General features: G+C 63.5%; 25 protein-coding genes and 3 tRNA genes. 21 read left to right on the top strand and 7 right to left on the bottom strand.

The window, feature by feature from the left end; all coding sequences use genetic code 11:
* Positions 1-27: 27 nt before the first annotated feature.
* The 9 genes from OOT46_RS27075 to OOT46_RS27035 all read left to right on the top strand — a co-directional run bounded on the left by OOT46_RS27075 (position 28) and on the right by OOT46_RS27035 (position 9,070).
* Positions 28-114, top strand: a tRNA-Leu gene (locus tag OOT46_RS27075).
* A gap of 21 nt (positions 115-135) precedes the next feature.
* On the top strand, positions 136-1,443 hold the full coding sequence (gene tig / locus OOT46_RS27070) for a trigger factor (RefSeq protein WP_265406742.1): 1,308 nt from the start codon (positions 136-138) through the stop codon (positions 1,441-1,443).
* Positions 1,444-1,581: 138 nt separating this feature from the next.
* Positions 1,582-2,190: an ATP-dependent Clp endopeptidase proteolytic subunit ClpP gene (clpP, locus tag OOT46_RS27065; protein WP_322114300.1), complete on the top strand. Its 609-nt coding sequence runs from the start codon at positions 1,582-1,584 to the stop codon at positions 2,188-2,190.
* Between the two features lie 196 nt (positions 2,191-2,386).
* Positions 2,387-3,661, top strand: coding sequence for an ATP-dependent Clp protease ATP-binding subunit ClpX (gene clpX / locus OOT46_RS27060; RefSeq protein WP_265406741.1), 1,275 nt, complete (start codon positions 2,387-2,389; stop codon positions 3,659-3,661).
* A gap of 93 nt (positions 3,662-3,754) precedes the next feature.
* Positions 3,755-6,178, top strand: coding sequence for an endopeptidase La (gene lon, locus OOT46_RS27055; protein WP_265406740.1), 2,424 nt, complete (start codon positions 3,755-3,757; stop codon positions 6,176-6,178).
* A 159-nt stretch (positions 6,179-6,337) separates the two neighbouring features.
* Positions 6,338-6,413 (top strand) — tRNA-Gly (locus OOT46_RS27050).
* Positions 6,414-6,529: 116 nt separating this feature from the next.
* Positions 6,530-6,603, top strand: a tRNA-Cys gene (locus tag OOT46_RS27045).
* Between the two features lie 171 nt (positions 6,604-6,774).
* Positions 6,775-7,965, top strand: coding sequence for a site-specific integrase (locus tag OOT46_RS27040; protein ID WP_265406739.1), 1,191 nt, complete (start codon positions 6,775-6,777; stop codon positions 7,963-7,965).
* A gap of 382 nt (positions 7,966-8,347) precedes the next feature.
* Complete coding sequence (locus tag OOT46_RS27035; protein ID WP_265406738.1) at positions 8,348-9,070, top strand: hypothetical protein; 723 nt, start codon at positions 8,348-8,350, stop codon at positions 9,068-9,070.
* Positions 9,071-9,296: 226 nt separating this feature from the next.
* On the opposite strand, the gene OOT46_RS27030 is transcribed toward OOT46_RS27035, so the two are convergent.
* From OOT46_RS27030 to OOT46_RS27005, 6 genes are all read right to left on the bottom strand, one after another.
* Positions 9,297-9,617, bottom strand: coding sequence for a hypothetical protein (locus tag OOT46_RS27030; RefSeq protein ID WP_265406737.1), 321 nt, complete (start codon positions 9,615-9,617; stop codon positions 9,297-9,299).
* A gap of 377 nt (positions 9,618-9,994) precedes the next feature.
* Positions 9,995-10,435 (bottom strand): hypothetical protein, encoded by a 441-nt coding sequence (locus OOT46_RS27025; protein ID WP_265406736.1) that lies wholly within the window; start codon positions 10,433-10,435, stop codon positions 9,995-9,997.
* Positions 10,436-10,547: 112 nt separating this feature from the next.
* On the bottom strand, positions 10,548-10,847 hold the full coding sequence (locus tag OOT46_RS27020) for a helix-turn-helix domain-containing protein (RefSeq protein WP_265406735.1): 300 nt from the start codon (positions 10,845-10,847) through the stop codon (positions 10,548-10,550).
* Positions 10,844-11,968, bottom strand: a complete 1,125-nt coding sequence (locus OOT46_RS27015; RefSeq protein WP_265406734.1) for an AAA family ATPase — start codon at positions 11,966-11,968, stop codon at positions 10,844-10,846. The genes OOT46_RS27020 and OOT46_RS27015 overlap by 4 nt, the downstream gene beginning before the upstream one ends.
* A gap of 114 nt (positions 11,969-12,082) precedes the next feature.
* Positions 12,083-12,385 (bottom strand): hypothetical protein, encoded by a 303-nt coding sequence (locus OOT46_RS27010; RefSeq protein WP_265406733.1) that lies wholly within the window; start codon positions 12,383-12,385, stop codon positions 12,083-12,085.
* Between the two features lie 110 nt (positions 12,386-12,495).
* Positions 12,496-13,224 carry a LexA family transcriptional regulator gene (locus tag OOT46_RS27005; RefSeq protein WP_265406732.1) on the bottom strand — a complete coding sequence of 243 codons (729 nt, stop codon included), beginning with the start codon at positions 13,222-13,224 and terminating at the stop codon, positions 12,496-12,498.
* Between OOT46_RS27005 and OOT46_RS27000 the strand changes: the two genes are divergently transcribed.
* The 8 genes from OOT46_RS27000 (at position 13,223) to OOT46_RS26965 (ending at position 17,200) form a co-directional block, all read left to right on the top strand.
* A complete protein-coding gene (locus tag OOT46_RS27000; RefSeq protein WP_265406731.1) occupies positions 13,223-13,537 on the top strand; it encodes a hypothetical protein in 315 nt (104 codons plus the stop codon). The two genes, OOT46_RS27005 and OOT46_RS27000, sit on opposite strands and share 2 nt — an antisense overlap.
* A 98-nt stretch (positions 13,538-13,635) precedes the next feature.
* Complete coding sequence (locus OOT46_RS26995) at positions 13,636-14,082, top strand: hypothetical protein (protein ID WP_265406730.1); 447 nt, start codon at positions 13,636-13,638, stop codon at positions 14,080-14,082.
* Positions 14,083-14,119: 37 nt separating this feature from the next.
* On the top strand, positions 14,120-14,935 hold the full coding sequence (locus OOT46_RS26990; protein ID WP_265406729.1) for a YdaU family protein: 816 nt from the start codon (positions 14,120-14,122) through the stop codon (positions 14,933-14,935).
* A gap of 4 nt (positions 14,936-14,939) precedes the next feature.
* Positions 14,940-15,722 (top strand): ATP-binding protein, encoded by a 783-nt coding sequence (locus tag OOT46_RS26985; RefSeq protein ID WP_265406728.1) that lies wholly within the window; start codon positions 14,940-14,942, stop codon positions 15,720-15,722.
* Entirely contained in the window at positions 15,719-16,240 is a 522-nt protein-coding gene (locus OOT46_RS26980) for a DUF1367 family protein (protein ID WP_265406727.1), read from the top strand. Before OOT46_RS26985 ends, OOT46_RS26980 begins: the two co-directional genes overlap by 4 nt.
* Positions 16,237-16,530 (top strand): hypothetical protein, encoded by a 294-nt coding sequence (locus tag OOT46_RS26975; protein ID WP_265406726.1) that lies wholly within the window; start codon positions 16,237-16,239, stop codon positions 16,528-16,530. The genes OOT46_RS26980 and OOT46_RS26975 overlap by 4 nt, the downstream gene beginning before the upstream one ends.
* A gap of 11 nt (positions 16,531-16,541) precedes the next feature.
* Positions 16,542-16,823: a hypothetical protein gene (locus OOT46_RS26970; protein WP_265406725.1), complete on the top strand. Its 282-nt coding sequence runs from the start codon at positions 16,542-16,544 to the stop codon at positions 16,821-16,823.
* Complete coding sequence (locus OOT46_RS26965; protein ID WP_265406724.1) at positions 16,820-17,200, top strand: hypothetical protein; 381 nt, start codon at positions 16,820-16,822, stop codon at positions 17,198-17,200. Before OOT46_RS26970 ends, OOT46_RS26965 begins: the two co-directional genes overlap by 4 nt.
* A 104-nt stretch (positions 17,201-17,304) precedes the next feature.
* Here OOT46_RS26965 and OOT46_RS26960 read toward each other — a convergent pair whose 3' ends face one another.
* A complete protein-coding gene (locus OOT46_RS26960; RefSeq protein ID WP_265406723.1) occupies positions 17,305-18,216 on the bottom strand; it encodes a hypothetical protein in 912 nt (303 codons plus the stop codon).
* A 349-nt stretch (positions 18,217-18,565) separates the two neighbouring features.
* Between OOT46_RS26960 and OOT46_RS26955 the strand changes: the two genes are divergently transcribed.
* The 4 genes from OOT46_RS26955 to OOT46_RS26940 form a co-directional block, all read left to right on the top strand.
* Positions 18,566-18,721, top strand: coding sequence for a hypothetical protein (locus OOT46_RS26955; RefSeq protein ID WP_265406722.1), 156 nt, complete (start codon positions 18,566-18,568; stop codon positions 18,719-18,721).
* Positions 18,684-18,977: a hypothetical protein gene (locus tag OOT46_RS26950; RefSeq protein ID WP_265406721.1), complete on the top strand. Its 294-nt coding sequence runs from the start codon at positions 18,684-18,686 to the stop codon at positions 18,975-18,977. The genes OOT46_RS26955 and OOT46_RS26950 overlap by 38 nt, the downstream gene beginning before the upstream one ends.
* A gap of 11 nt (positions 18,978-18,988) precedes the next feature.
* Positions 18,989-19,270, top strand: a complete 282-nt coding sequence (locus OOT46_RS26945; protein WP_265406720.1) for a hypothetical protein — start codon at positions 18,989-18,991, stop codon at positions 19,268-19,270.
* A 1,017-nt stretch (positions 19,271-20,287) separates the two neighbouring features.
* The coding region (locus OOT46_RS26940; RefSeq protein WP_265406719.1) for a hypothetical protein at positions 20,288-20,558 on the top strand (271 nt) is incomplete at its 3' end.

Here is a 20,558-nt window from a genome sequence, read left to right as displayed (position 1 = left end):
TTTCGATGTTCAGAAGTTCGGAATAGCGCGCGGGTGGCGAAATTGGTAGACGCACCAGGTTTAGGTCCTGACGCCAGCAATGGTGTGGGGGTTCGAGTCCCCCCCCGCGCACCACACTAAACGAGAGAGATCACCATGGCCGTGACTGTTGAAACCCTCGACAAACTGGAACGAAAGATCACGCTGACGCTGTCGGCGGACCTCATCAACAACGAGGTGGAGTCCCGCCTGAAGCGCCTGGCGCGCACCGTGAAGGCCGATGGTTTCCGTCCCGGCAAGGTGCCGATGAGCATCGTGGCCCAGCGCCACGGCTATGCCGTGCAGTACGAGGTGATGAACGACAAGGTCGGCGAGGCCTTCGCCCAGGCCGTGTCCGAAGCGCAGCTGCGTGTCGCCGGCGCGCCCCGCATCGCCGAGAAGGAAGGCGCGCCCGAGGGCCAGCTGTCCTTCGACGCCACCTTCGAGGTCTATCCCGAAGTCAAGATCGGTGACCTGAGCCAGGTCGAGATCGAGCGCGTCTCCACCGAAGTGAGCGACGCTGCGATCGACAAGACCCTGGAGATCCTGCGCAAGCAGCGCCGCACCTTCGCTCAGCGTCCGGCCGCCGAGGCCGCCGCCGACGGCGATCGCGTCACGATCGACTTCGAAGGCAAGATCGAGGGCGAGCCCTTCGCCGGCGGCAAGGCCGAGGACTTCCAGTTCATCCTCGGCGAAGGCCGCATGCTGGAGGAGTTCGAGAAGGCCGTGCGCGGCATGAAAACGGGCGACTCCAAGACCTTCCCGCTCAAGTTCCCGGACGACTACCACGGCAAGGACGTGGCCGGCAAGGAAGCCGACTTCCTGGTGACGCTGAAGAAGATCGAGGAACAGAAGCTGCCCGAGGTCAATGAAGCCTTCGCGGAATCGCTGGGCATCCCCGAGGGCTCGCTCGATGCGCTGCGCGCCGACATCAAGAAAAACCTCGAGCGCGAGGTCAAGTTCCGCGTGCTGGCGCGCAACAAGAGCGCGGTGATGGACGCCCTGTCGAGCGCTGCCGAGCTCGAACTGCCCCGTTCGCTGGTGCAGAACGAGGTCGACCGCATGGTCGCCGGCGCCCGCGCCGACCTGAAAAACCGCGGCGTCAAGGATGCCGACAACGCGCCGATCCCGGCCGACGTGTTCCAGCCCCAGGCCGAGCGCCGCGTGCGCCTGGGCCTGGTGGTGGCCGAACTGGTCAAGGCCAACGAGCTGCAGGCCAAGCCCGAGCAGATCAAGGCGCACATCGAGGAGCTGGCCCAGAGCTACGAGAAGCCCCAGGAAGTGGTGCGCTGGTACCTGAGCGACAACCAGCGCCTGGCCGAGGTCGAGGCGGTGGTGCTGGAGAACAACGTCACCGACTTCGTGCTGGCCAAGGCGAAGGTCAGCGACAAGGCCCTGGCGTTCGACGAGCTGATGGGCGCCTGAGCTCCCGTCTCCGCTGCCGAGGAAGGGGCGCCGGGCGAGGTCCGGCGCCCCTTTCGTTTCTGTGGGCCGGGGCTTGTCCCCTCATAATTCACCCTCAGATCCCAGATCAAGAACGACCGGAAGGACTGGAAGGACTCCATGAGCGCACTGGATACGCAGAACTTGGGCATGGTGCCCATCGTCATCGAGCAGTCGGGCCGCGGCGAACGCGCCTACGACATCTACAGCCGCCTGCTGCGCGAGCGGGTGGTCTTCCTGGTGGGCCCGGTCAACGACCAGACCGCCAACCTGGTGGTGGCCCAGCTGCTGTTCCTGGAGAGCGAGAACCCTGACAAGGACATCTCGCTCTACATCAACTCCCCGGGCGGCTCGGTCAGCGCCGGCATGTCGATCTTCGACACCATGCAGTTCATCAAGCCCGACGTCTCGACCCTGTGCATGGGCATGGCGGCGAGCATGGGCGCCTTCCTGCTGGCCGCCGGCGCCAAGGGCAAGCGGTATGCACTGCCCAACTCGCGCATCATGATCCACCAGCCGCTGGGCGGCGCGCAGGGCCAGGCGACCGACATCGAGATCCAGGCGCGCGAAATCCTGCGCCTGCGTGAAAACCTCAACAAGATCCTCGCCGAGCGCACCGGGCAGTCGCTGGATAAGATCCGAAACGACACAGAACGTGACTATTTCATGGCGGCCGACGAAGCGAAGACCTATGGTCTGATCGACCAGGTGCTCGAACAGCGCGGCTGAACAGGCCATGGCCGGGGCCGCTCGCGGGGAACCCTAGTCCCCGAGCGGTTATTCAGCAGGGAGCGTCGGGCGCGGCCGCGTCGCCGCGCCGGCCAAGAGCCGAAAAACAAGACGCACAACGGGGCCTATTTCGCCGACAAGGCCCTGTTTTCATTTGACTTATCATCCTCCTTAACTCCCAGCTTCCTCCGAGACCATGCCCGAGAAAAAAGGCTCCTCCAGCGAGAAAGTTCTCTACTGCTCCTTTTGCGGCAAAAGCCAGCATGAGGTGAAGAAACTGATCGCGGGTCCGTCGGTGTTCATTTGCGACGAATGCATCGACCTGTGCAACGACATCATCCGGGACGAGGTCCCGGCTGACGGCGCCGACGCCAAGGCCGCGCGCGGCGATCTGCCGGTGCCCTCCGAGATCAAGGGCATCCTGGACCAGTACGTGATCGGGCAGGACGCGGCCAAACGCACCTTGTCAGTGGCGGTCTACAACCACTACAAGCGCCTGAAGCACATGGGCGCCAACGGCAAGAAGGAGGATGTCGAGCTCGCTAAGAGCAACATCCTGCTGATCGGACCGACCGGTTCGGGCAAGACGCTGCTGGCGCAGACGCTGGCGCGCCTGCTCAACGTGCCTTTCGTGATCGCCGATGCCACCACGCTCACCGAGGCGGGCTACGTGGGCGAGGACGTCGAGAACATCATCCAGAAGTTGCTGCAGAACTGCAATTACGACGTCGAGAAGGCGCAGCGCGGCATCGTCTACATCGACGAGATCGACAAGATCTCGCGCAAGGCGGACAACCCCTCCATCACCCGCGACGTCTCGGGCGAGGGTGTGCAGCAGGCGCTGCTGAAGCTGGTCGAGGGCACCATGGCCTCGGTACCGCCGCAGGGCGGCCGGAAGCACCCCAACCAGGACTTCCTGCAGATCGACACGACCAATATCCTGTTCATCTGCGGCGGCGCCTTCGACGGTCTCGAGAAGGTCATCCAGAACCGCTCCGAGAAGTCGGGCATCGGTTTCGGCGCGACGGTGAAGACCAAGGCCGAGCGCAGCATCTCGGAAGTGTTCCGCGAGGTCGAGCCTGAAGATCTGATCAAGTTCGGCCTGATTCCCGAGCTGGTCGGCCGCCTGCCGGTGGTGGCCACGCTGGGCGAGCTCACCGAGGACGCGCTCATCCAGATCCTCACCGAGCCGAAAAACGCACTGGTGAAGCAGTACCAGAAGCTGTTCTCCATGGACGGCGTCGAGCTGGAGATCCGGCCGTCGGCGCTGGCCTCCATCTCGCGCAAGGCCCTGGCCCGCAAAACGGGGGCACGCGGTTTGCGTTCCATCATGGAGCAGGCGCTGATCGACACGATGTTCGACCTGCCGGCTCTCGACGGCGTCGCGAAAGTGGTGGTGGACGAGCACACCATCGAGGAAAGCACCAAACCATTGCTCGTCTATCGCGAGCAAGCCAAGGCGAGTGCGTGAGAGCGGCCGCCCCTTGCCCCGGGGGCGGCTGTGCGAGCGAGTCTTGTAAACGAAGTCTCAGACCTCAGATCGGTCTGAGAAAGAGAGGTAGCGATGTCTGGACATCCCGTTTTGCCCCCCGATCCCATCGAACTGCCGCTGCTGCCGCTGCGCGACGTGGTGGTGTTCCCGCACATGGTGATCCCTTTGTTCGTGGGGCGTCCCAAATCCATCAAGGCGCTGGAATCGGCCATGGAAGCCGGGCGCCAGATCATGCTGGTGGCGCAGAAGGCCGCCGGCAAGGATGAGCCCAAGTCCGACGACATGTTCGAGGTCGGCTGCGTTTCCAGCATCCTGCAGATGCTCAAGCTGCCCGACGGCACCGTGAAGGTCCTGGTCGAAGGCCTGCAGCGGGCTACCACCCTGCGCATCGACGACAACGGCGAGCACTTCGTCGCCGAGGTCAAGCCGGTGCCCCCGGGTGCCGACAGCTCCCCCGAGATCGAGGCACTGCGCCGCGCCGTCACGCAGCAGTTCGACCAGTACGTCAAGCTCAACAAGAAGATCCCGCCCGAGATCCTCACTTCCATCGCCGGCATCGACGACGCCGGCCGCCTGGCCGACACCATCGCCGCCCATCTGCCACTGAAGCTGGAAAGCAAGCAGGCGGTGCTGGACCTGTTCTCGGTCTCGGAACGCCTGGAGCGCCTGCTGGAGCAGCTGGAGCACGAGGTCGACATCCTCCAGGTCGAGAAGCGCATCCGCGGTCGCGTCAAGCGCCAGATGGAAAAGAGCCAGCGCGAGTACTACCTGAACGAGCAGGTCAAGGCCATCCAGAAGGAGTTGGGCGAAGGCGAGGAGGGCGCCGATCTCGAGGAGCTCGAGAAGAAGATCGAAGCCGCCCGCATGCCCAAGGAAGCCCGCAAGAAGGCCGACAGCGAGCTGAAGAAGCTCAAGCTGATGTCGCCGATGTCGGCCGAGGCGACCGTGGTGCGCAACTACATCGACACCCTGGTCAACCTGCCCTGGGCCAAGAAGACCAAGATCAAGCACGACCTGCAGCACGCCGAGGAAGTCCTCAACGAGGACCACTACGGGCTGGAAAAGGTCAAGGACCGCATCCTCGAGTACCTCGCGGTGCAGCAGCGCGTCGACAAGGTCAAGGCACCTATCCTGTGCCTGGTCGGCCCCCCGGGGGTCGGCAAGACCTCGCTGGGGCAGTCGGTGGCCCGCGCCACCGGCCGCAAGTTCGTGCGCATGGCGCTGGGCGGCGTGCGTGACGAGGCCGAGATCCGCGGCCACCGTCGTACCTACATCGGCTCGATGCCGGGCAAGGTGCTGCAGAGCCTGACCAAGGTCGGCACGCGCAACCCGCTGTTCCTGCTCGACGAGATCGACAAGCTGGGCATGGACTTCCGAGGCGACCCCTCCAGCGCGCTGCTGGAAGTGCTGGACCCCGAGCAGAACCACACCTTCAGCGACCATTACATCGAGGTCGACTTCGACCTGTCCGACGTGATGTTCGTCGCCACCTCGAACTCGCTCAACATCCCGCCGGCGCTGCTGGACCGGATGGAGGTCATCCGTCTGTCCGGCTACACCGAGGACGAGAAGGTCAACATCGCCCAGCGCTACCTGCTGCCCAAGCAGATGAAAAACAACGGGGTGAAGGACGAGGAACTGGAGGTCACCGAAGGTGCGATCCGCGGCATCATTCGCTACTACACGCGTGAAGCCGGGGTGCGCTCGCTGGAACGCGAGGTCTCCAAGATCTGCCGCAAGGTCGTCAAGGGCCTGACCTTGAAGAAGTACGAAGGCCGCGTGCAGGTGACCGAAGAGAACCTGAACGACTTCCTGGGCGTGCGCCGCTACCAGTACGGCATGGCCGAGAAGGAGAACCAGGTCGGCCAGGTCGTCGGCCTCGCCTGGACCGAGGTCGGCGGCGACCTGCTCACGATCGAATCGGCCGTGATGCCGGGCAAGGGCAACATCATCCGCACCGGTTCGCTGGGCGACGTGATGAAGGAGTCCGTCGAGGCAGCCCGCTCCGTGGTACGCAGCCGCTCGCGGCGCCTGGGCATCAAGGACGAGCTGTTCGAGAAGCGCGACATCCACATCCACGTGCCCGACGGTGCCACCCCCAAGGACGGCCCGAGTGCGGGCATCGCGATGACCACGGCCTTCGTCTCGGCGCTGACCGGCATCCCGGTGCGGGCGACCGTCGCGATGACCGGCGAGATCACCTTGCGAGGTGAGGTCACGGCCATCGGTGGGCTCAAGGAAAAACTGCTGGCGGCCCACCGCGGCGGCATCAAGACGGTGCTGATCCCCGAGGAGAACGTCAAGGACCTGCAGGACATTCCGGAGAACGTGAAGGGCCAGCTCGAGATCGTGCCCGTCAAGTGGATCGACAAGGTGCTGGAAGTGGCACTCGAAGCGATGCCCACGGCCCTGCTCGAGGAAGAGCCTGCCAAAGTCGAACCGGCGGCCAAGGAGGCCGCCACCACAGAGGCGACCTCCGACGTGCTGAAGCACTGAGGAAAAATCTTCGGGGTGCTGCTTGCACACCCCGAAGATTTCGTCATATACTGCGAGCTTCAGCGCAACGTAGAGACTGAACGAAAATTCAGATCAAAGCTAAACGCTGAAGCTCTTGAGAGAGAGCGGCTTGCGCGCCCGAGAGGGGGCGAAGGCGATGCGGGAGTAGCTCAGTTGGTAGAGCGCAACCTTGCCAAGGTTGAGGTCGCGAGTTCGAGACTCGTCTCCCGCTCCAGAATCTCTAAAGGGAAGCGTCATCGATCCTGGATCCTTGCAGCTTCCCTTTTTCGTTGAACAGGGTTCCTGTTCTGGCGAGTGTGTCGGAAACGATGCAGAATGCGCCGGACCCCTGGCGGGGTAGCAAAGTGGTTATGCAGCGGCCTGCAAAGCCGTCCACGCCGGTTCGATTCCGGCCTCCGCCTCCAAAAAATTCGAGAAATTCAACGAGTTAGAAAACGGCCCTTTGGGGCCGTTTCTCGTTTTGGGCTTCAAAACGCCTCGTTGCTACCCGGTCCGGGTAGCAAAGCTACCCGGGATCCGCTCGGTTTGTCCGTCCACGCGAATATCATCGCGATGCGCCGGGGAGGGCGCACGCCATGGCAACTGTTCGTGCACGCGGGTCCAAGTTCGAGTTGCGGGTCAAGAGCAAGATGCTGCCCCGTGGCATCTTCACCGCCACCTTCGAGACAGAAGTAGCGGCCCGCAACTATGGCGAGCAGCTGGAAGCGCTCCTTTCGCAAGGGCTGGTGCCCCAGGACCTCATGGCGGAGCGCTCGCGCGCGAGCGTGCCGACCCTCGGCAAGCTGATTCGCGAGTACCTGAACACTCAGCCCGCCAGCAACCTCGATGCGGAGGTGTTGGAGCTGTTGTTCTCGCAGATCGGCGGGGTTCGGTCGAGCGACATCAGCTATCCCTGGGCTGAGACCTGGGTGCGAGCCCTGAAGCTGCAGCACAACCTGGCGCCCGGGACCATCCGAAAACGTGTCGGTGCCCTCGCCAGGCTGTTGGATTGGTGGCTCAAGCGCACTGCAGAAGCCGGCGGGCAGCCCCTGGCGAATCCGCTGCGGCTGCTGCCAAAGAACTACTCGACCTACAACGACCACGAACGCAAACAGCTCGCCGCGACCGAAGACAAGGAGGGCGAGAAGGCCAAGAAGGCCAAAGAGGACGTGCAGCGCGATCGGCGCTTGACGCCTCAGGAGGAGGTGCGCATCGTGGCCGCCTTGAAGGGGGAAAAACGCGAGGACCGCGAACGGGCCTTGCTGCTTCCCGATGGCGAAGCGCTCCTAGAGCTGTTCCTGCTCATCGTGAATACGGGACTCCGGCTGCGAGAGGCTTACCGGCTCCGCGCCGGTGACATCAACCTTGAGCACAAGGTCGTTCATGTCGAGCGCTCGAAGACTGGGGTAGGCCGGGACGTTCCCATCATCCGCTCGCTCTACCCGATGCTGGAGCGGCGCGCCCGGGAGGCCGCCTCTGCAGGCGGGGTCAGCGCGCCGATCTTTCCGTGGTGGGACGGCTCTGACGACAAGCAGGAGCTGAAGCAGGTGACAAGCTACCTAAGCAGGGCCTTTAGCAGGGCGTTCGAGTACGCACAGTGCGCCGACCTAACAGAGCACGACCTGCGACACGAGGCGACTTGCCGGTGGATACTGTTGCCGGACAAGACCGGCAGCTGGCTCTTTCGAACGGAAGAGGTAATGCGAATCACCGGGCACAAGGACCCCCGTACCTTCATGCGCTACGTATCGCTCCGGGGCTCCGACCTGGCGGCAAAGCTGTGGTAAGCAGCGTCGGTGACCTGCCCGAGGGCTGGGAGCCGTTCCGTCTTCAGCTCTGCTCGGGAGCGCGTAGTCGCAAAGTATGCGTCCGGCGATCCCGTCTTGAAGAAGGGATGCGGGCCTCGGCGGTGCTGCCGATACCGTGACGTTTCCCCGTGGGACTCGTCAACCCGGACGGGCGGATGCACTCACTCAGCGTGCCACTGCCGGCAGCCGAGTGGGCGCAGTCTCACTGAGAGACTTGCAGGCCTTCCCGTGGCATGTGGCGAGTTCGAGGAGGGGCTTCGGGCTCACCACAAGCATGGCCCGTCTCGCGCTCTTGTGGTAATCTCCGCGCCCTTTGGGCCAGGAATGCTGCTGTCAACGCAGTCCCTCGCTGGTTGGGTTGATGCGAATTCTCTTCGTGCTAGGTGGCGTGCTTGCAGCCTTGGAATGCGTGCATGCCGTCGTTCCGGAATGGTTTCTTCCATGGGACGAAGCGGTTCCGCAACTGATGGTGGCCCAAGTCGCTTTTGCCCTGGTGTACTTCGCCATCATGGGCTTCGGACTTCTGCGGCTACGGCACTGGCCGCGGCGCTTGTCGCCGAATGCAACGAGCTGGCTGTGCGGAGCACTGCTGACCTACAGCGTCGTGCAGATGGCCTGGGTGTGGGGCCGCCCCTCGGAAATGGTGGGCAGTGCGAGTTACAGCCGCATGCTGCCCTTGTTCGTCTCCGGTGTGCCATTCGCGGTCGCCACGTTCGCCGCGTTCTTTCGTGAGGAGCAAGAGGGGGCTGGAGCGGTCGGCATGATCGTCGCGTGCTTGGCCTGGCTGTGGGGGCCGCTGCTGATCGACACGGCGTACGTCGCGCATTGGGAAGGCTGGTACGCCGACCGAAGTCCCGCCCGCATCCCGGTTTTCGGCTCGTTGTACCAGGCCGCCGATGTCCTCGCCCTCCTTTACCTGTTTTTCTTGGCGTTGCTGCTCCTACCGCTGGTGGCACTCGGCAGCGTCTGGGCCGTGTGGCGCGGACGCGGCAAACGGGAGCGACTCCGGCGTGCGGCCATCGGCGCATCGCTCTTGGCGCTGAGCCTGCAGGCCGTCAATTGGGCCAGCTTCCTCTCGGACTGAGCGTCCCGGCTGGAACTCGTGGTCTGCCCCGGGGCTTGGGGGCGCGTTGCTTTCCTGTTGCACAGCTTGGCTCGCGACGCATGCGGCGTTGACTCGTATCCGAGCGACACGGGGATCTCCCGATGAACTACTGGGACCGTACGGGCCGCGCTGTGAACGTCCGGGGAAGGCGTCTTGCCCGGACGCTCACGTCGCGAACGAGGATGGTGGGCGGGCCGTTTCGTCATCAGTCATCGTCATCGATCCATTCTCGATGTTCTGGGATCATGCGTGCCATCCTCCAATCTTCAAGGCTGGGGAAGATTGCGGACGACGGCCAAGGCGGCGTTTGACGCCCTTGCCAGACAAGATGAACTTCCGCCACGCGCCCAGTTCCATCAAGCAGCTCGAAGAGCGCGTCATCTCCATTCCCTCGCGCAATCAATCGCACCTGCTTTCCGTATAACTCATGACCGGGGCTGATTTCCTTAGCAAGCTGGTCCGAGAAGGCGCGACGGTACGTGTCCTCCATCCCTTCGGTTGAAGACCACGGTTCGAGCCACTCCATGCGCTTCTCCAGGATTGTTGACTGAGTGTCGCACTTGTCGTGGCCGACCTCTCAACCTTCTGCACGGTATGCGTCTGGCTGAGGCAGGGCACGACGCTTTGGTGGGATGCTGCTAGCTGGCGGCGCCTACAGCTTAAGTGGTCAACTGCGCTCTGTGGCGATCCATGCAACGCTTGAGCCGCCACGAACGACACAGTATCCGGCCCCGCCTGTCATCGGCTGCGGAAAGTACCCCCAATACCAGAGCTCGTCTTCGGGCTGTAGCTTGAGGATGAACTCATTCCGGCGCGCCTGCCATACCCGACCGATCGGCCGCCCCTCGACAGATCCTCTAGCGCCGCAGCTCGGCTGGGATGGGCACTGTCGGGCGTATACGGCTACGAGGCGGCGATGGAAACCAACTGAACTTCTCGCTCGTCGTCGGTGTACTCAATATGAAGTTGGAGGTGATCACCGGTGTAGCTATCCCATGCCGGCTTCCGCCCGAGAACGGGGAGAATCTGCCGTTCACCCTGCCTGGTTGGTGGGCCTAACAACTGGCGCACAGCTTGACGCGACATCGAGAACGCGAGGCCCGCAGGAAGCTCGCCACTGAACTGCATATAGCCCTCGTGCCCCTTACGATGCAGTTGTACAGTGGCTACCTCCTCGCCAGCGCCGAGGACAAGTGAGATCCCTTGTTGGGGGATAGACACATACTTCAGATCGCCGATGTCCTCAGTCTCTAGGGGATAGCCGCCAAGCGATCCATGCGCCCTAATCTCAGCGAACGGCTGCCCCAACAATTCGATCACTCCCTTCACTTGCTCAACCTTCACGCAAAAACGTCAGCTTAGCTTGTCCGAACTGATCGATCGGTCAAGTCGGGGATGGCCGAACGCTTGCAGTAATTTGACGCGTCGGACGCGCTCTATCAGGTCGAGCGTCCTCTCATCCTACGCGCACAGCTCGGGTGAGATCAGGAAGCTTGATTTTTTGCTTTGCGGGCTTCGGTACCAGGATGACTGTTGGCGTTGCCTTTCTAGTCGGTGTACCGGAACCATCCGGCCGCTCGACGTGCCGCAGAGCCAACTCCACCAGGTACTGGTTCATGGCTGCCGCTGGAAAGCGCCATGACCGGCCGAACTTGACCGCCGGAACCCGACGCCTCGCGGCCAGCTCATTCAGCGTGTCGATCTCGCAGCCGAGAGCTGGTGCAACTTGCTCCGCAGTGAGTGCGTCGATGGTCATAGCCGCGCTTCCTTCTCATTGCAATCCGTCGTCTTGCAAAGGCAGCCCTGCTCATCGTCTGCCTCTGCAGGTTTCGGCCACGCGTAGGGCTTGCCCTCCAGCTCGCGCCACAGGGCATTGCGGGCAGCCGACACCCTGGCGTAGTCGAAGGTCTTGATGCGTTCCCAGGAGCGCGAAGCGAACACCTGCTCCAGCAGCTCGGCCTTTAACTTCTTCGCCTCCTGTGTGCTCCCGCTGTGATGCTTGTTGAGCAGCTCCGCGATCTCGTCGAGCGCAATCTCCTTCATGCGCCGGTCCTTCTGCCAGCGAGGCTCGCCGGCTTCGCAGAACAACTCAGCGCTGGTGCGTGCCAGGTCCACTCCCACATGCTCGCCGCCGAGGTTCAGGGACTCGATGTGGGGCATGAAGTCTTCAAACGTCGGGTTCTCGAAGCTGCGGCCGTCGATCTTGGTGGACCGGTCCTTGAGCACCGTCCCGGTCCGCCAGACCCGCTTCCCGCCCTTGTCCAGCAGCTCCTGGTGCTTCTCCATCAGGATCAGGATGGAGGGCTCGTAGCCGGTCTCGGTCTCGGCCTTCATCTTGACGCCGGTCTTCTCCAGCACCTTCTTGCCGTTGTCGTTCTCGAAAAAGTCGTACTCGTAGCCAGCTCGGCCGCACATGATGATGTGGCACTTGCTGTTGACGAAGAGGTCCGTGAACCGGCCCCATTCGGCCTTGAGCCACGCCCAGTCTTCGAACTCCAGCCCGCGCTTGCGGTCATGCCGCTCGGCGTACTCCTCGGTGAGGTTGCGCCAGAAGTGGGTGATGGAATCGATCAGCAGCACCGAGCCCGCTGCCTCGGCCTCGCGCACGGCAGCCAGCAGGTCCACGAACGCCCGGGTCTTGGCCGTGAACAAGGGGATTGAGGCGGCATCGAAGCGCGGCTTCACCCAATCGGAGCCGGTCTCGGTGTCGAGAAACATCACCGGCCGGTCGCCGACGGGCAGCTTGCGGGCCCGCATCAGCTCTACTAGGCCGATCGCCAGCTCACTGGCGGTGTAGGTTTTGCCGTCCCCGGCGAATCCCATGATGCCGGCCTTCAGGAAGGCCTGCGTATTGACGGCTTGCTTGAACAGACTCACCCAGGTCTCCGAAGTGTAGCGAGCGGGTTCACGAGAAGACGATGACGTAGGTGCAGCCGACCACAAAGATGACGGTCAGGACAGCGGCAACCAGGTCGGAGAGGAGAGGGCGCATCAGGACCGCCCGCAGATGAGCGCGGCAGCAGCCACATCGGCCACGCTTGCCAGCTGCACCTCGCCGCTGTAGAGCCAGTAGCAGGCGCGGCGCATCGCGAGGTGGCGGCGCACGTCGAGAACGATCTTGCCGATCACGAGAGGGTTGCCAGCGTCGATGGCGTGCGTCAGGGACGCCTCGGCATCTACCAGCTCGTCAAGCAGGTCCACGGTCGTGACGCGGCGCAAGTGGCGGCCGATCTCGATCTCCAGTTCCCACTCGCTGACCGGCTCGGGTATCGGCTCCCTCGCTCGCATGAGCATGCTTTCGTTCCCGCTTTAGTTTCGAGGAAGCGAGATTAAAGCACGCGTCAACGCGTCAAGCAAGTATGCTTTTATGGAAGGTGAAGTAGCAGATCGCGCGTGCGAAAGCGCTAGAGGCGTTCGCTCTGCTTGTGAACGATGCGGCCGAGGATGAAGGTCTGGTCATGGCAGCGTTTGCGTGGATAACGCCGCTGGTCGGCATGGTCGCTGACCAGCCACCAGGCGCCCTCGTCACGCATCAGGCGCTTGATCACCAGCTCACCTTCGTAGTTGATAGCGAAGACGCAGCCGTCGGCGGGGCGCGTGTCTTCGGTGTTGACGACGACGGTGTCGCCTTCCCACAGGCCGGGCTCCATGCTCTGGCCGCTGACCGTGGTGGCGTAGAGGCGCTTGGGACTCAGACCCCGGCTCTCATACCAATCCTTGCGGAAGACGATGGGATTGGCTTCTCGGTCGAGGTACTCCACTCCAAAGCCGGAGACACCGGCAGCTAACTTGAACTTGACGAGAGGCACAGCAGGATAGTTGTAGTTATTGTCCAAGTCTATCGGGGGCGCCTCCCGAGTAGTACTGGTAATTCCTGACGGCGAGGACGGATCGGCGTTCAGCTCTCCGAGGCCACCGGCAGGGCGGGGCTCGCCCACGCCGGTCGCTAGCCAAAAGAAGTTCACACGTAAGAAGGCAGCGGCCTTGGCGCAGTTCTCTGCCGTGTGTGCTTTGGTCTGGCCATTGATTACCAGTCCGATGGACTGAACGGACACACCCAGCGCCTTTGCCAATGCATCCCGCGTTTGTCCTGCCAAGTTCAAGGCGAGTTGGAGCCGTTCACCATATTGCATGGAAAGCAATCTTACATCACGCGCCAACAAGCATGGTTGCTTCAATCGAAAAAGCATGCTTAAATTTGGTATGAAATTCGACCACCTCATGCAGATCTACTTGCGGCCGAGTGAGGTCGCGCGGCTTTGCGGCATCTCGCCGCAGGCGGTGAGCCAGTGGCGTCGCAAGGGCATCCCGAAGGCGTGGCAGCGGTTTTTCCTGCAGCTGCGTCCCGAGCTGGGAGACATCGCCCGCTCCGCCTCTTCGAACGCTGCTTCTCTGGCCGTAGCCCCCTCGCCACCGAGTAGTAGGGCCGATCAAGCAGCCGGATAAGCGGCCCTTTCCTCATCGACACCGTGCACCCGCCCCTTGGCCTGACCAAGGGGTAATGGCCTCGCTTTGCCCGCTTTCAACAGCACCGATTCATCGCGATGAACCACGCCAAGACCAGCGCCCGCCGGGCGCGCCCGCACCACATCCTGCAGCTCCTCAAGGCCGCGAACCGCCGACGAGGGGTCAGTGCCAATGAGGCCGCATCGATCACCGGTCGCACGCCCACTGAATGTCGAAGCACGCTACGCAAGCTTGCCCAGCAAGGCGAGCTGATCCAGGTGGCGGCGGCGTACCGGGTCACCCGCTGGTTCGCCAAGCAGGAGCACGGCGAGGCATGGATGCTCGGATACAGCAAACCCACCGCTGCCAAACCAGCCCGCTTGCCCTCGGTGTTGCCGGCGCATCTGCCAGTGGTGGTGCCTCACGGCCTCCAGGTGCAGATCTGCCCGTCGCCCGCCTATGAGCAGCCGGCACCGGGCAGGCCCATCCCGATGCGCGCGGGCGCCTTCGACTTCCGCAAGTACCAGCGCGCAGGTCGCTACTGAGCGCCGCTGTGGTCCCTTCCTTCTGCATCGAAGCCGCATGAACTACTACCAGCACCACATCGGCGACTACCTGACCGGCACGGCGCACCTCAGCTGGCTGGAGGACTGCGCCTATCGCCGGCTGCTCGACTTGTACTACCGGCGCGAGCAGCGCATCCCGAGCGACATCGCAGAAGCCTGCCGCCTGGTGCGCGCCACCACCACAGCCCAACGCCGAGCGGTCGAGTGTGTGCTGAAGGAGTTCTTCACGCTGACGGAGACGGGGTGGAGTCAGCGCCGCTGTGAGGAGGAGATCCAGAAGGCCCAGGACATCACTGCGCGCGCTCGCGCCAACGGCAGCCTGGGCGGACGGCCGGCGAGGTCGGAAACCCAGCCGGAACCGAAGAAGGCACCCGTGAAGGAAGCAACTGAGAACCCGCCGGAAACCCAGCCGGTTTCTGCGAAGAACCCAGAGCTAACCCAAGTGAAAGCTCCCAATCCCATACCCAATACAAATACTTCCGTACCTAACGGTACGGACGGCGGGCCGTCGAAGCCGTCTTCAGACCTGACGAAGGACGAGCTGTGGAGCGCCGGCAAGTCGCTGCTGGTGCAGGGCGGGTTACCGGCGGCGCAGTGCGGCAGCTTCGTCGGAAAGCTGGTCAAGGACTACGGCGACGCCGTGGTGCTGGAGGCCGTGCGTGCCGCGGTCCTCCAGCGGCCTGCCGATCCGGCGTCATTCCTCAAGGGCGCCTGCAAGCACCGCGCAGGGCAGCGCTCACCCGCCTCTGGCTCCAGGCCCAGGGTGATGCACAGCGGCTTTGATACCTTGGACTACAACGAAGGGATCAACGAAGATGGATCGATTACCTGATGCCGTGACGAACGGCCGCCTTGCTGCGTGCCCGTCGCACGGTCCCTACAGGAGCCGTCACCTGCTCGGCAGCATCTGGTCGAAGTGCCCCGTGTGCGCCGAGGAGCGCGACGCCGCGGAGCGCGAGGCCGAAGCGCGGCGCCGAGCCGAGGTCGAGCGCCAGCGCCTGGCCGAGATGCTGGAAACCGCCGCGATACCGAGGCGGTTCCAGGGGCGCGGTTTCGACAACTTCCATGCAGAGACGCCGGCCCAGCGTCGCGCCCTGGAGGCAGCACGCGACTATGCCCGCCAGTTCGGGGAGCACTTGCGCGGTGGAAAGGGTTTGGTTTTCGCCGGCCTGCCTGGCACAGGGAAAAGCCATCTGGCCGGGGCGATCCTACAGGCCATCCTGCCGGCCCACGTGGGCCTGTACACGACGTGCATGGGCCTGATCCGCGCGATCCGGGCGACCTGGCGGCGTGATGCCGAGCGCTCCGAGGCTGAGCTGCTGCGGGAGTTCGGCCGCGTGCCCTTGCTTGTCATCGACGAGGTCGGGGTGCAGTACGGCACCGACGGCGAGCAAACGATCTTGTTCGACGTCCTCGACCGGCGTTACCGCGATGCGATGCCGACGCTGCTGCTCACCAACCAGGACCGCGAGGGCCTCAAACAGTGCATCGGTGCACGCGCCTATGACCGGGTGCGCGAGACGGCGTCGTGGGTCACCTTCAACTGGCCGAGCCACCGCCTGGCGGCGCGCCAGGCTGCGTCCCCGTTTAACCCCCCACAAGAAGGAAGCTCACCATGACCGACATCCTGCTCACCAAACACGAGCGAGTGCCGCTCACGGACGTCGAGCTGCAGACAGTGCGTCGGGTGCTGTTCGGCATCGTGGACGGCCTGGGTGACCAAGACCGCCGCGCCTGGCGGCGCCTGTGGAACTGGCTGCTGCAGGCAGAGCCGGGCGAGATGGTCCAGCTGCGCATGGACCGAGAGCGCTGCGGGCCGTTCCATCGCATGCACATGGCGGTGGAGCAGGCCGTGTTCAAGGCACAGGAGCGCTTCCCGAACTTCAAGGCCTTCCGGGACTGGCTCAAGGTCGGCGCCGGCTTCGTGGACTGGTATCCGGGGCCCAAGGGCGGCGTCATCCCGGTGCCGAAGTCCATCAGCTACACGAAGTGCCCCGAGAACGAAATGCGCGAGTTCCACCTCGCCGCCGTCGACTTCCTGCGGACCGCGCACGCGTGCAAGACGCTGTGGCCGAAGCTGCCTGCCAGCCAGCGCGATCAAGCGATCGAAGCAGTCCTGGGAGAGTTCGACGCGTGAGGACGAAGAACAGCAAGGCGATCACGGGCGCGGAGTCCGACCACATGCAGCGGGTGAAGGAGCTGCCGTGCTCCGTGTGCGGGGCACCGGGGCCGAGTGAGGCCCACCACATTGAGCAGGGCATGCACTTGGTTGTGATTCCCCTGTGCCAGGACTGCCACAGAGGGAGCTTCAACGGCATCCACGGTCAGCGGCGCATGTGGCTGGTTACCAAGAAGACGGAGCTGTCGTGCCTGAACGAGACGATCCGCAAGCTGTATGCGGACCGCCTCTTAGCGAGGAGTGCGTGATGGAGGCAGCGATGACCAAGGCCCTGTGCCCGGCATGTGTTGATGCAGCCGGGAACGTGCTCACCGGTTCCTATCGCGCCGGGTGCCGAGAGTGCGAGGCACGAGCTGTGGCGCACGGGCCTGCGTGGTTCGCGGCCGAGAAGGCGAACCGGGTCAGCCTGGCGGACGCGCCCGAGATCTACCGGCACGCACTGCACAAGGTCTTCGGCAAGGACCTGGAGCACTGGCACCAGCGCGTGATGCTCTGGGGGAAGCGGATCAAGGAAGCACGAACGATCGAGGGAAAGGCATGAGCAGACGCGCAACCGTGGAACCTGAGTGGCTGGACGCCATGCTGTGCCGCTGGGGGCGTGCCCACATGCTCGCGGGCGGCAAGGGCTACCCGTCAGTATCGCCAATGTTCATGCAGAGGCACAGCCGCTCGGTGGGCAGCTTCGAGCCGACCGGCTACAGCCGCGAAGACTTCCGCGAGCTGGAGGCGGCGATCGAGGCGCTGCCGAGACAGCAGCAGGCAGCGTTGATTCGGGCTTATCGGCCTTGGACGGCGGCAACGATGGATGAGTATTACCCGTGTACCAGCCCCGTGACGTGGCATCGCTGGCTGCATACGGCAGCAGAGACAGTCGCTGCACGGTGGGGGCAAGCCACCGGGAAAGGCGCTGTCGCTTGACAAGACCAGCAAAGGCGGGAGACGGATGCCTTTGAACCACTGTCGTTACTTTGGACGTGTCAGTGTAGTGTTTGAGACGACGTTGAATGAATCCCTCCGCCAGGTCAGGGCGCTACCGAGGCGACGAGACGATCAAAGCGCTGCCATGGGCGCTGTCCATCGTCATGACGCATCACGAGCAGGGGCGCCATGTCGCACCCGGCGGAGTAGCCGGTAGCCGGGTTGCACTCGATCTGCAGGAGCAGTGGCCAGGCCGCGCCTTCGCGGTCGATCTCGGCCTGGTGTTTCCGCTGATAGTGGAAGTCGCCTATAAGATTGAACTCACCGCGCGCGACCATCGCCGCAAGGATCGCATTTTTGTAGTTGGCTCGGCCCAGTAACTGACCGGCATGCCACCAATAACGCTCCGAAGCGCCGGAAGCCAGGTGGGCATCTAACTCGGCGTCGAAGGCGCGGGCGGCAAAGCTGAGCACGCGCGCGTAGATCGAATTCGGGTCTTCGAAGTCGGACCATCGGCCTTCATCCAGACGGGCCTCGACAGCACTGATCACGTCGTGGTCGTGCTGGGCCTTGGGCGCCACGTCGAGCCCGATCACGCCGCGCAGCGGAAAGATGCACCGCTTCCCGTGGTTGATGACCGCCGAGGTGGCAGGCGGCAAACCAGGCGGCGCAGGGCGCGGCCGTGAAGACGGCCAAGTAGAGCCCCAGTGCACTTCGACGGAGTCGACATACATCTCGCAATAGATGTCCTGAAACACATACAGCAGGCCATCACCCGGCAACGGGCTTCCAGGCAGCTGGGGCATGTCGGCCAGAGCGATCTGCATCAAGAAGTCCTCGTCATACTCGTCCTTGCCATCAGGACGACTGGGCATGGACCAATACTGGTCCGGATGAAGCAGCAACATGATGCAAGGCTGCGCGTGTTCGAGCAGCAGATCGGCAGCGCCGGTCAAATTGAAGCGCTGCAGCAGGGCTCGGATACGCGCCTGCTCTGCGTCAGACAGTGTGACCATGGTTTGAGGCCCTTTCCCTGTCGAAGGCGGTGCTGCCGATGGTGCTCGGGCGCATACTTGGTTTGTGAGCAGGTGTCAATGCGGCGACGGCTTGTTAGCGCTACTGCCTGATCAGCCAACACCGTGTGACATCTAGCTCGCGTAGTTGGTGGTCAGGGGGAAGCTGACATCCCCATAGCAATGCCACCTCGGCGGCGTCCGCTCAACGAGCGACGGACATGGGTGCAAGCAACGGCGCACTTGTCACGCTCGCTGCAGTCAACCCGCTTCGCCGCCACCGAGAGAGCAGACCCAGTGCTGCCCAGGAGCACCGCTGATGAGGGCTTACCGGCCCTGGACAGCCGCAACCATGGACGAGTATTACCCCTGCATCAGCTCCGTGACGTGGCACCGCTGGCTCAAAGCCTCCGTGGCCACGCTGGCGCAGAAGCAGGGCGAACAACTTCCTGAGGCGCGGGCAGGATCACATGAAAACCAAGAACGCCAAGGCGATCACGTGCGCTGAGTTGGCGCACCTGCAGCGCGTGAAGGGGCTGCCCTGCTCGGTGTGTGGCGTGCCGGGACCGAGCGAGGCGCACCACATCGAGCAGGGCCAGCACCTGACCGTGATCCCGTTGTGCGAGGACTGTCACAGGGGGAGCATCAACGGCTTTCACGGCCAACGGCGGATGTGGCTCCTCACCAAAAAGACTGAGTTGTCGTGCCTGAACGAGACGATCCGCAAGCTGTATGCAGGCCACCTCTTAGCGAGGAGTGCGTGATGGAGGCAGCGATGACCAAGGCCCTGTGCGCGGCATGTGTTGATGCAGCCGGGAACGTGCTCACCGGTTCCTATCGCGCTGGGTGCCGAGAGTGCGAGGCACGAGCTGTGGCGCACGGGCCTGCATGGTTCGCGGCAGAGAAAGTGAACCCAGCCGGCCTGAAGGACGTACCGGAGATCTACCGGCTTGCGCTGCACAAGGTCTTCGGCACAGACCTGGAGCAGTGGCGCCAGCGCGTGAAGCACTGGGCGGAGCGGATTAAGGAAGCGAAAGCGATCAAGAGGAACGCATGAGCAGACGCGCAACTGTAGAACCCGAATGGCTCGACGCCATGCTGTGCCGGTGGGGCCGTGCCCACGTGCTCGCTGGTGGCAAGGGGTACCCGTCCGTGTCGTCGATGTTCAGGGTGACGCACAGCCGCTCGGTGGGCAGCTTTGAGCCGACCGGCTACAGCCATGAAGACTTCCGCGAGCTGGATGCGGCGATCGAGGCACTGCCAAGGCAGCAGCAGGCAGCGTTGATTCGGGCCTACCGCCCTTGGACGGCGGCAACCATGGATGGGTATTACCCATGCACTAGCCCGGTGACGTGGCATCGGTGGCTGCACACTGGGGCGGCGACTGTGGCGCATAAGCTAAGTGTGGAAGGACTGTCGCGTGGTGACCCCGCCAATTGGCACATTGAAATTGTGAGGGCAGGGGGTTAACTTCAACTTGCGCTCAGCAAGCGCTCAATTGCTCCCTGTCACCTCCTCCGCACGTTTGATGATGCGACCGTGTTGGAGGTTCTTGGCGAAAGAGTGGGAGGCACCAATGATTACCGCATTCCGTACATTGCTGCGCATATGTGCAGTGCCCGTTATTGCTGCTGTGGCCGCAGCTGCCTTCTGCAGTCCCTCCTTTGCTGGCGACGACGTAAAGCAGCAGTTGGCGCCAGGCTGGGGCACCTTCACATTGGCAGGGTCACAAAGCGCGTCCCTCAGAAGCGGCGTTGCCGCCGTCTCGCGCGTGCCCAACAGCATGGAGCTGTGGTGGGTCGGACGCGATGGTTCAGTCGAGGCGGCATACTGGTACCAAGATGGTGGGGGCTGGAGGCGATATCAGCTCGCACCGCCTGGCAGTGCATTGTTAAGCAGCGGCATTGCCGCTGTCTCCCGCATCCCAGGGAGCATGGAGGTCTGGTGGGTTGGACCGAACGGGTCGGTACAGGACGCCTACTGGTACGAAAATGTAGGCTGGAGGCGTTTCCAACTCGCCCCACCCGGTAGCGCGAGTGGTCCGATTACCGCAGTCTCGCGCATTCCGGGGAGCATGGAGGTCTGGTGGGTTGCCCCCAACGGCTCGGTGCAGGACGCCTACTGGTACGAAGGGATTGGCTGGAACGGCTTTGAGCTGGCACCGCCCGGTAGCGCGGGGGGGGCGATTACTGCTGTGTCGCGCATTCCGGAGAGCATGGAGGTCTGGTGGGTTGGGCCCAACGGGTCGGTACAGGACGCCTACTGGTACGAGAACATTGGGTGGAGGCGTTTCGAACTCGCGCCATCCGGTAGCGCGAGTGGTGCGATTGCGGCAGTTTCCCGCA

It is taken from the genome of Aquabacterium sp. A7-Y (assembly GCF_026153205.1).
GTDB lineage: Bacteria > Pseudomonadota > Gammaproteobacteria > Burkholderiales > Burkholderiaceae_C > Caldimonas.
Note: the sequence above shows the minus strand (reverse complement) of the source record. Positions and strands in the feature narration are given on the sequence as shown.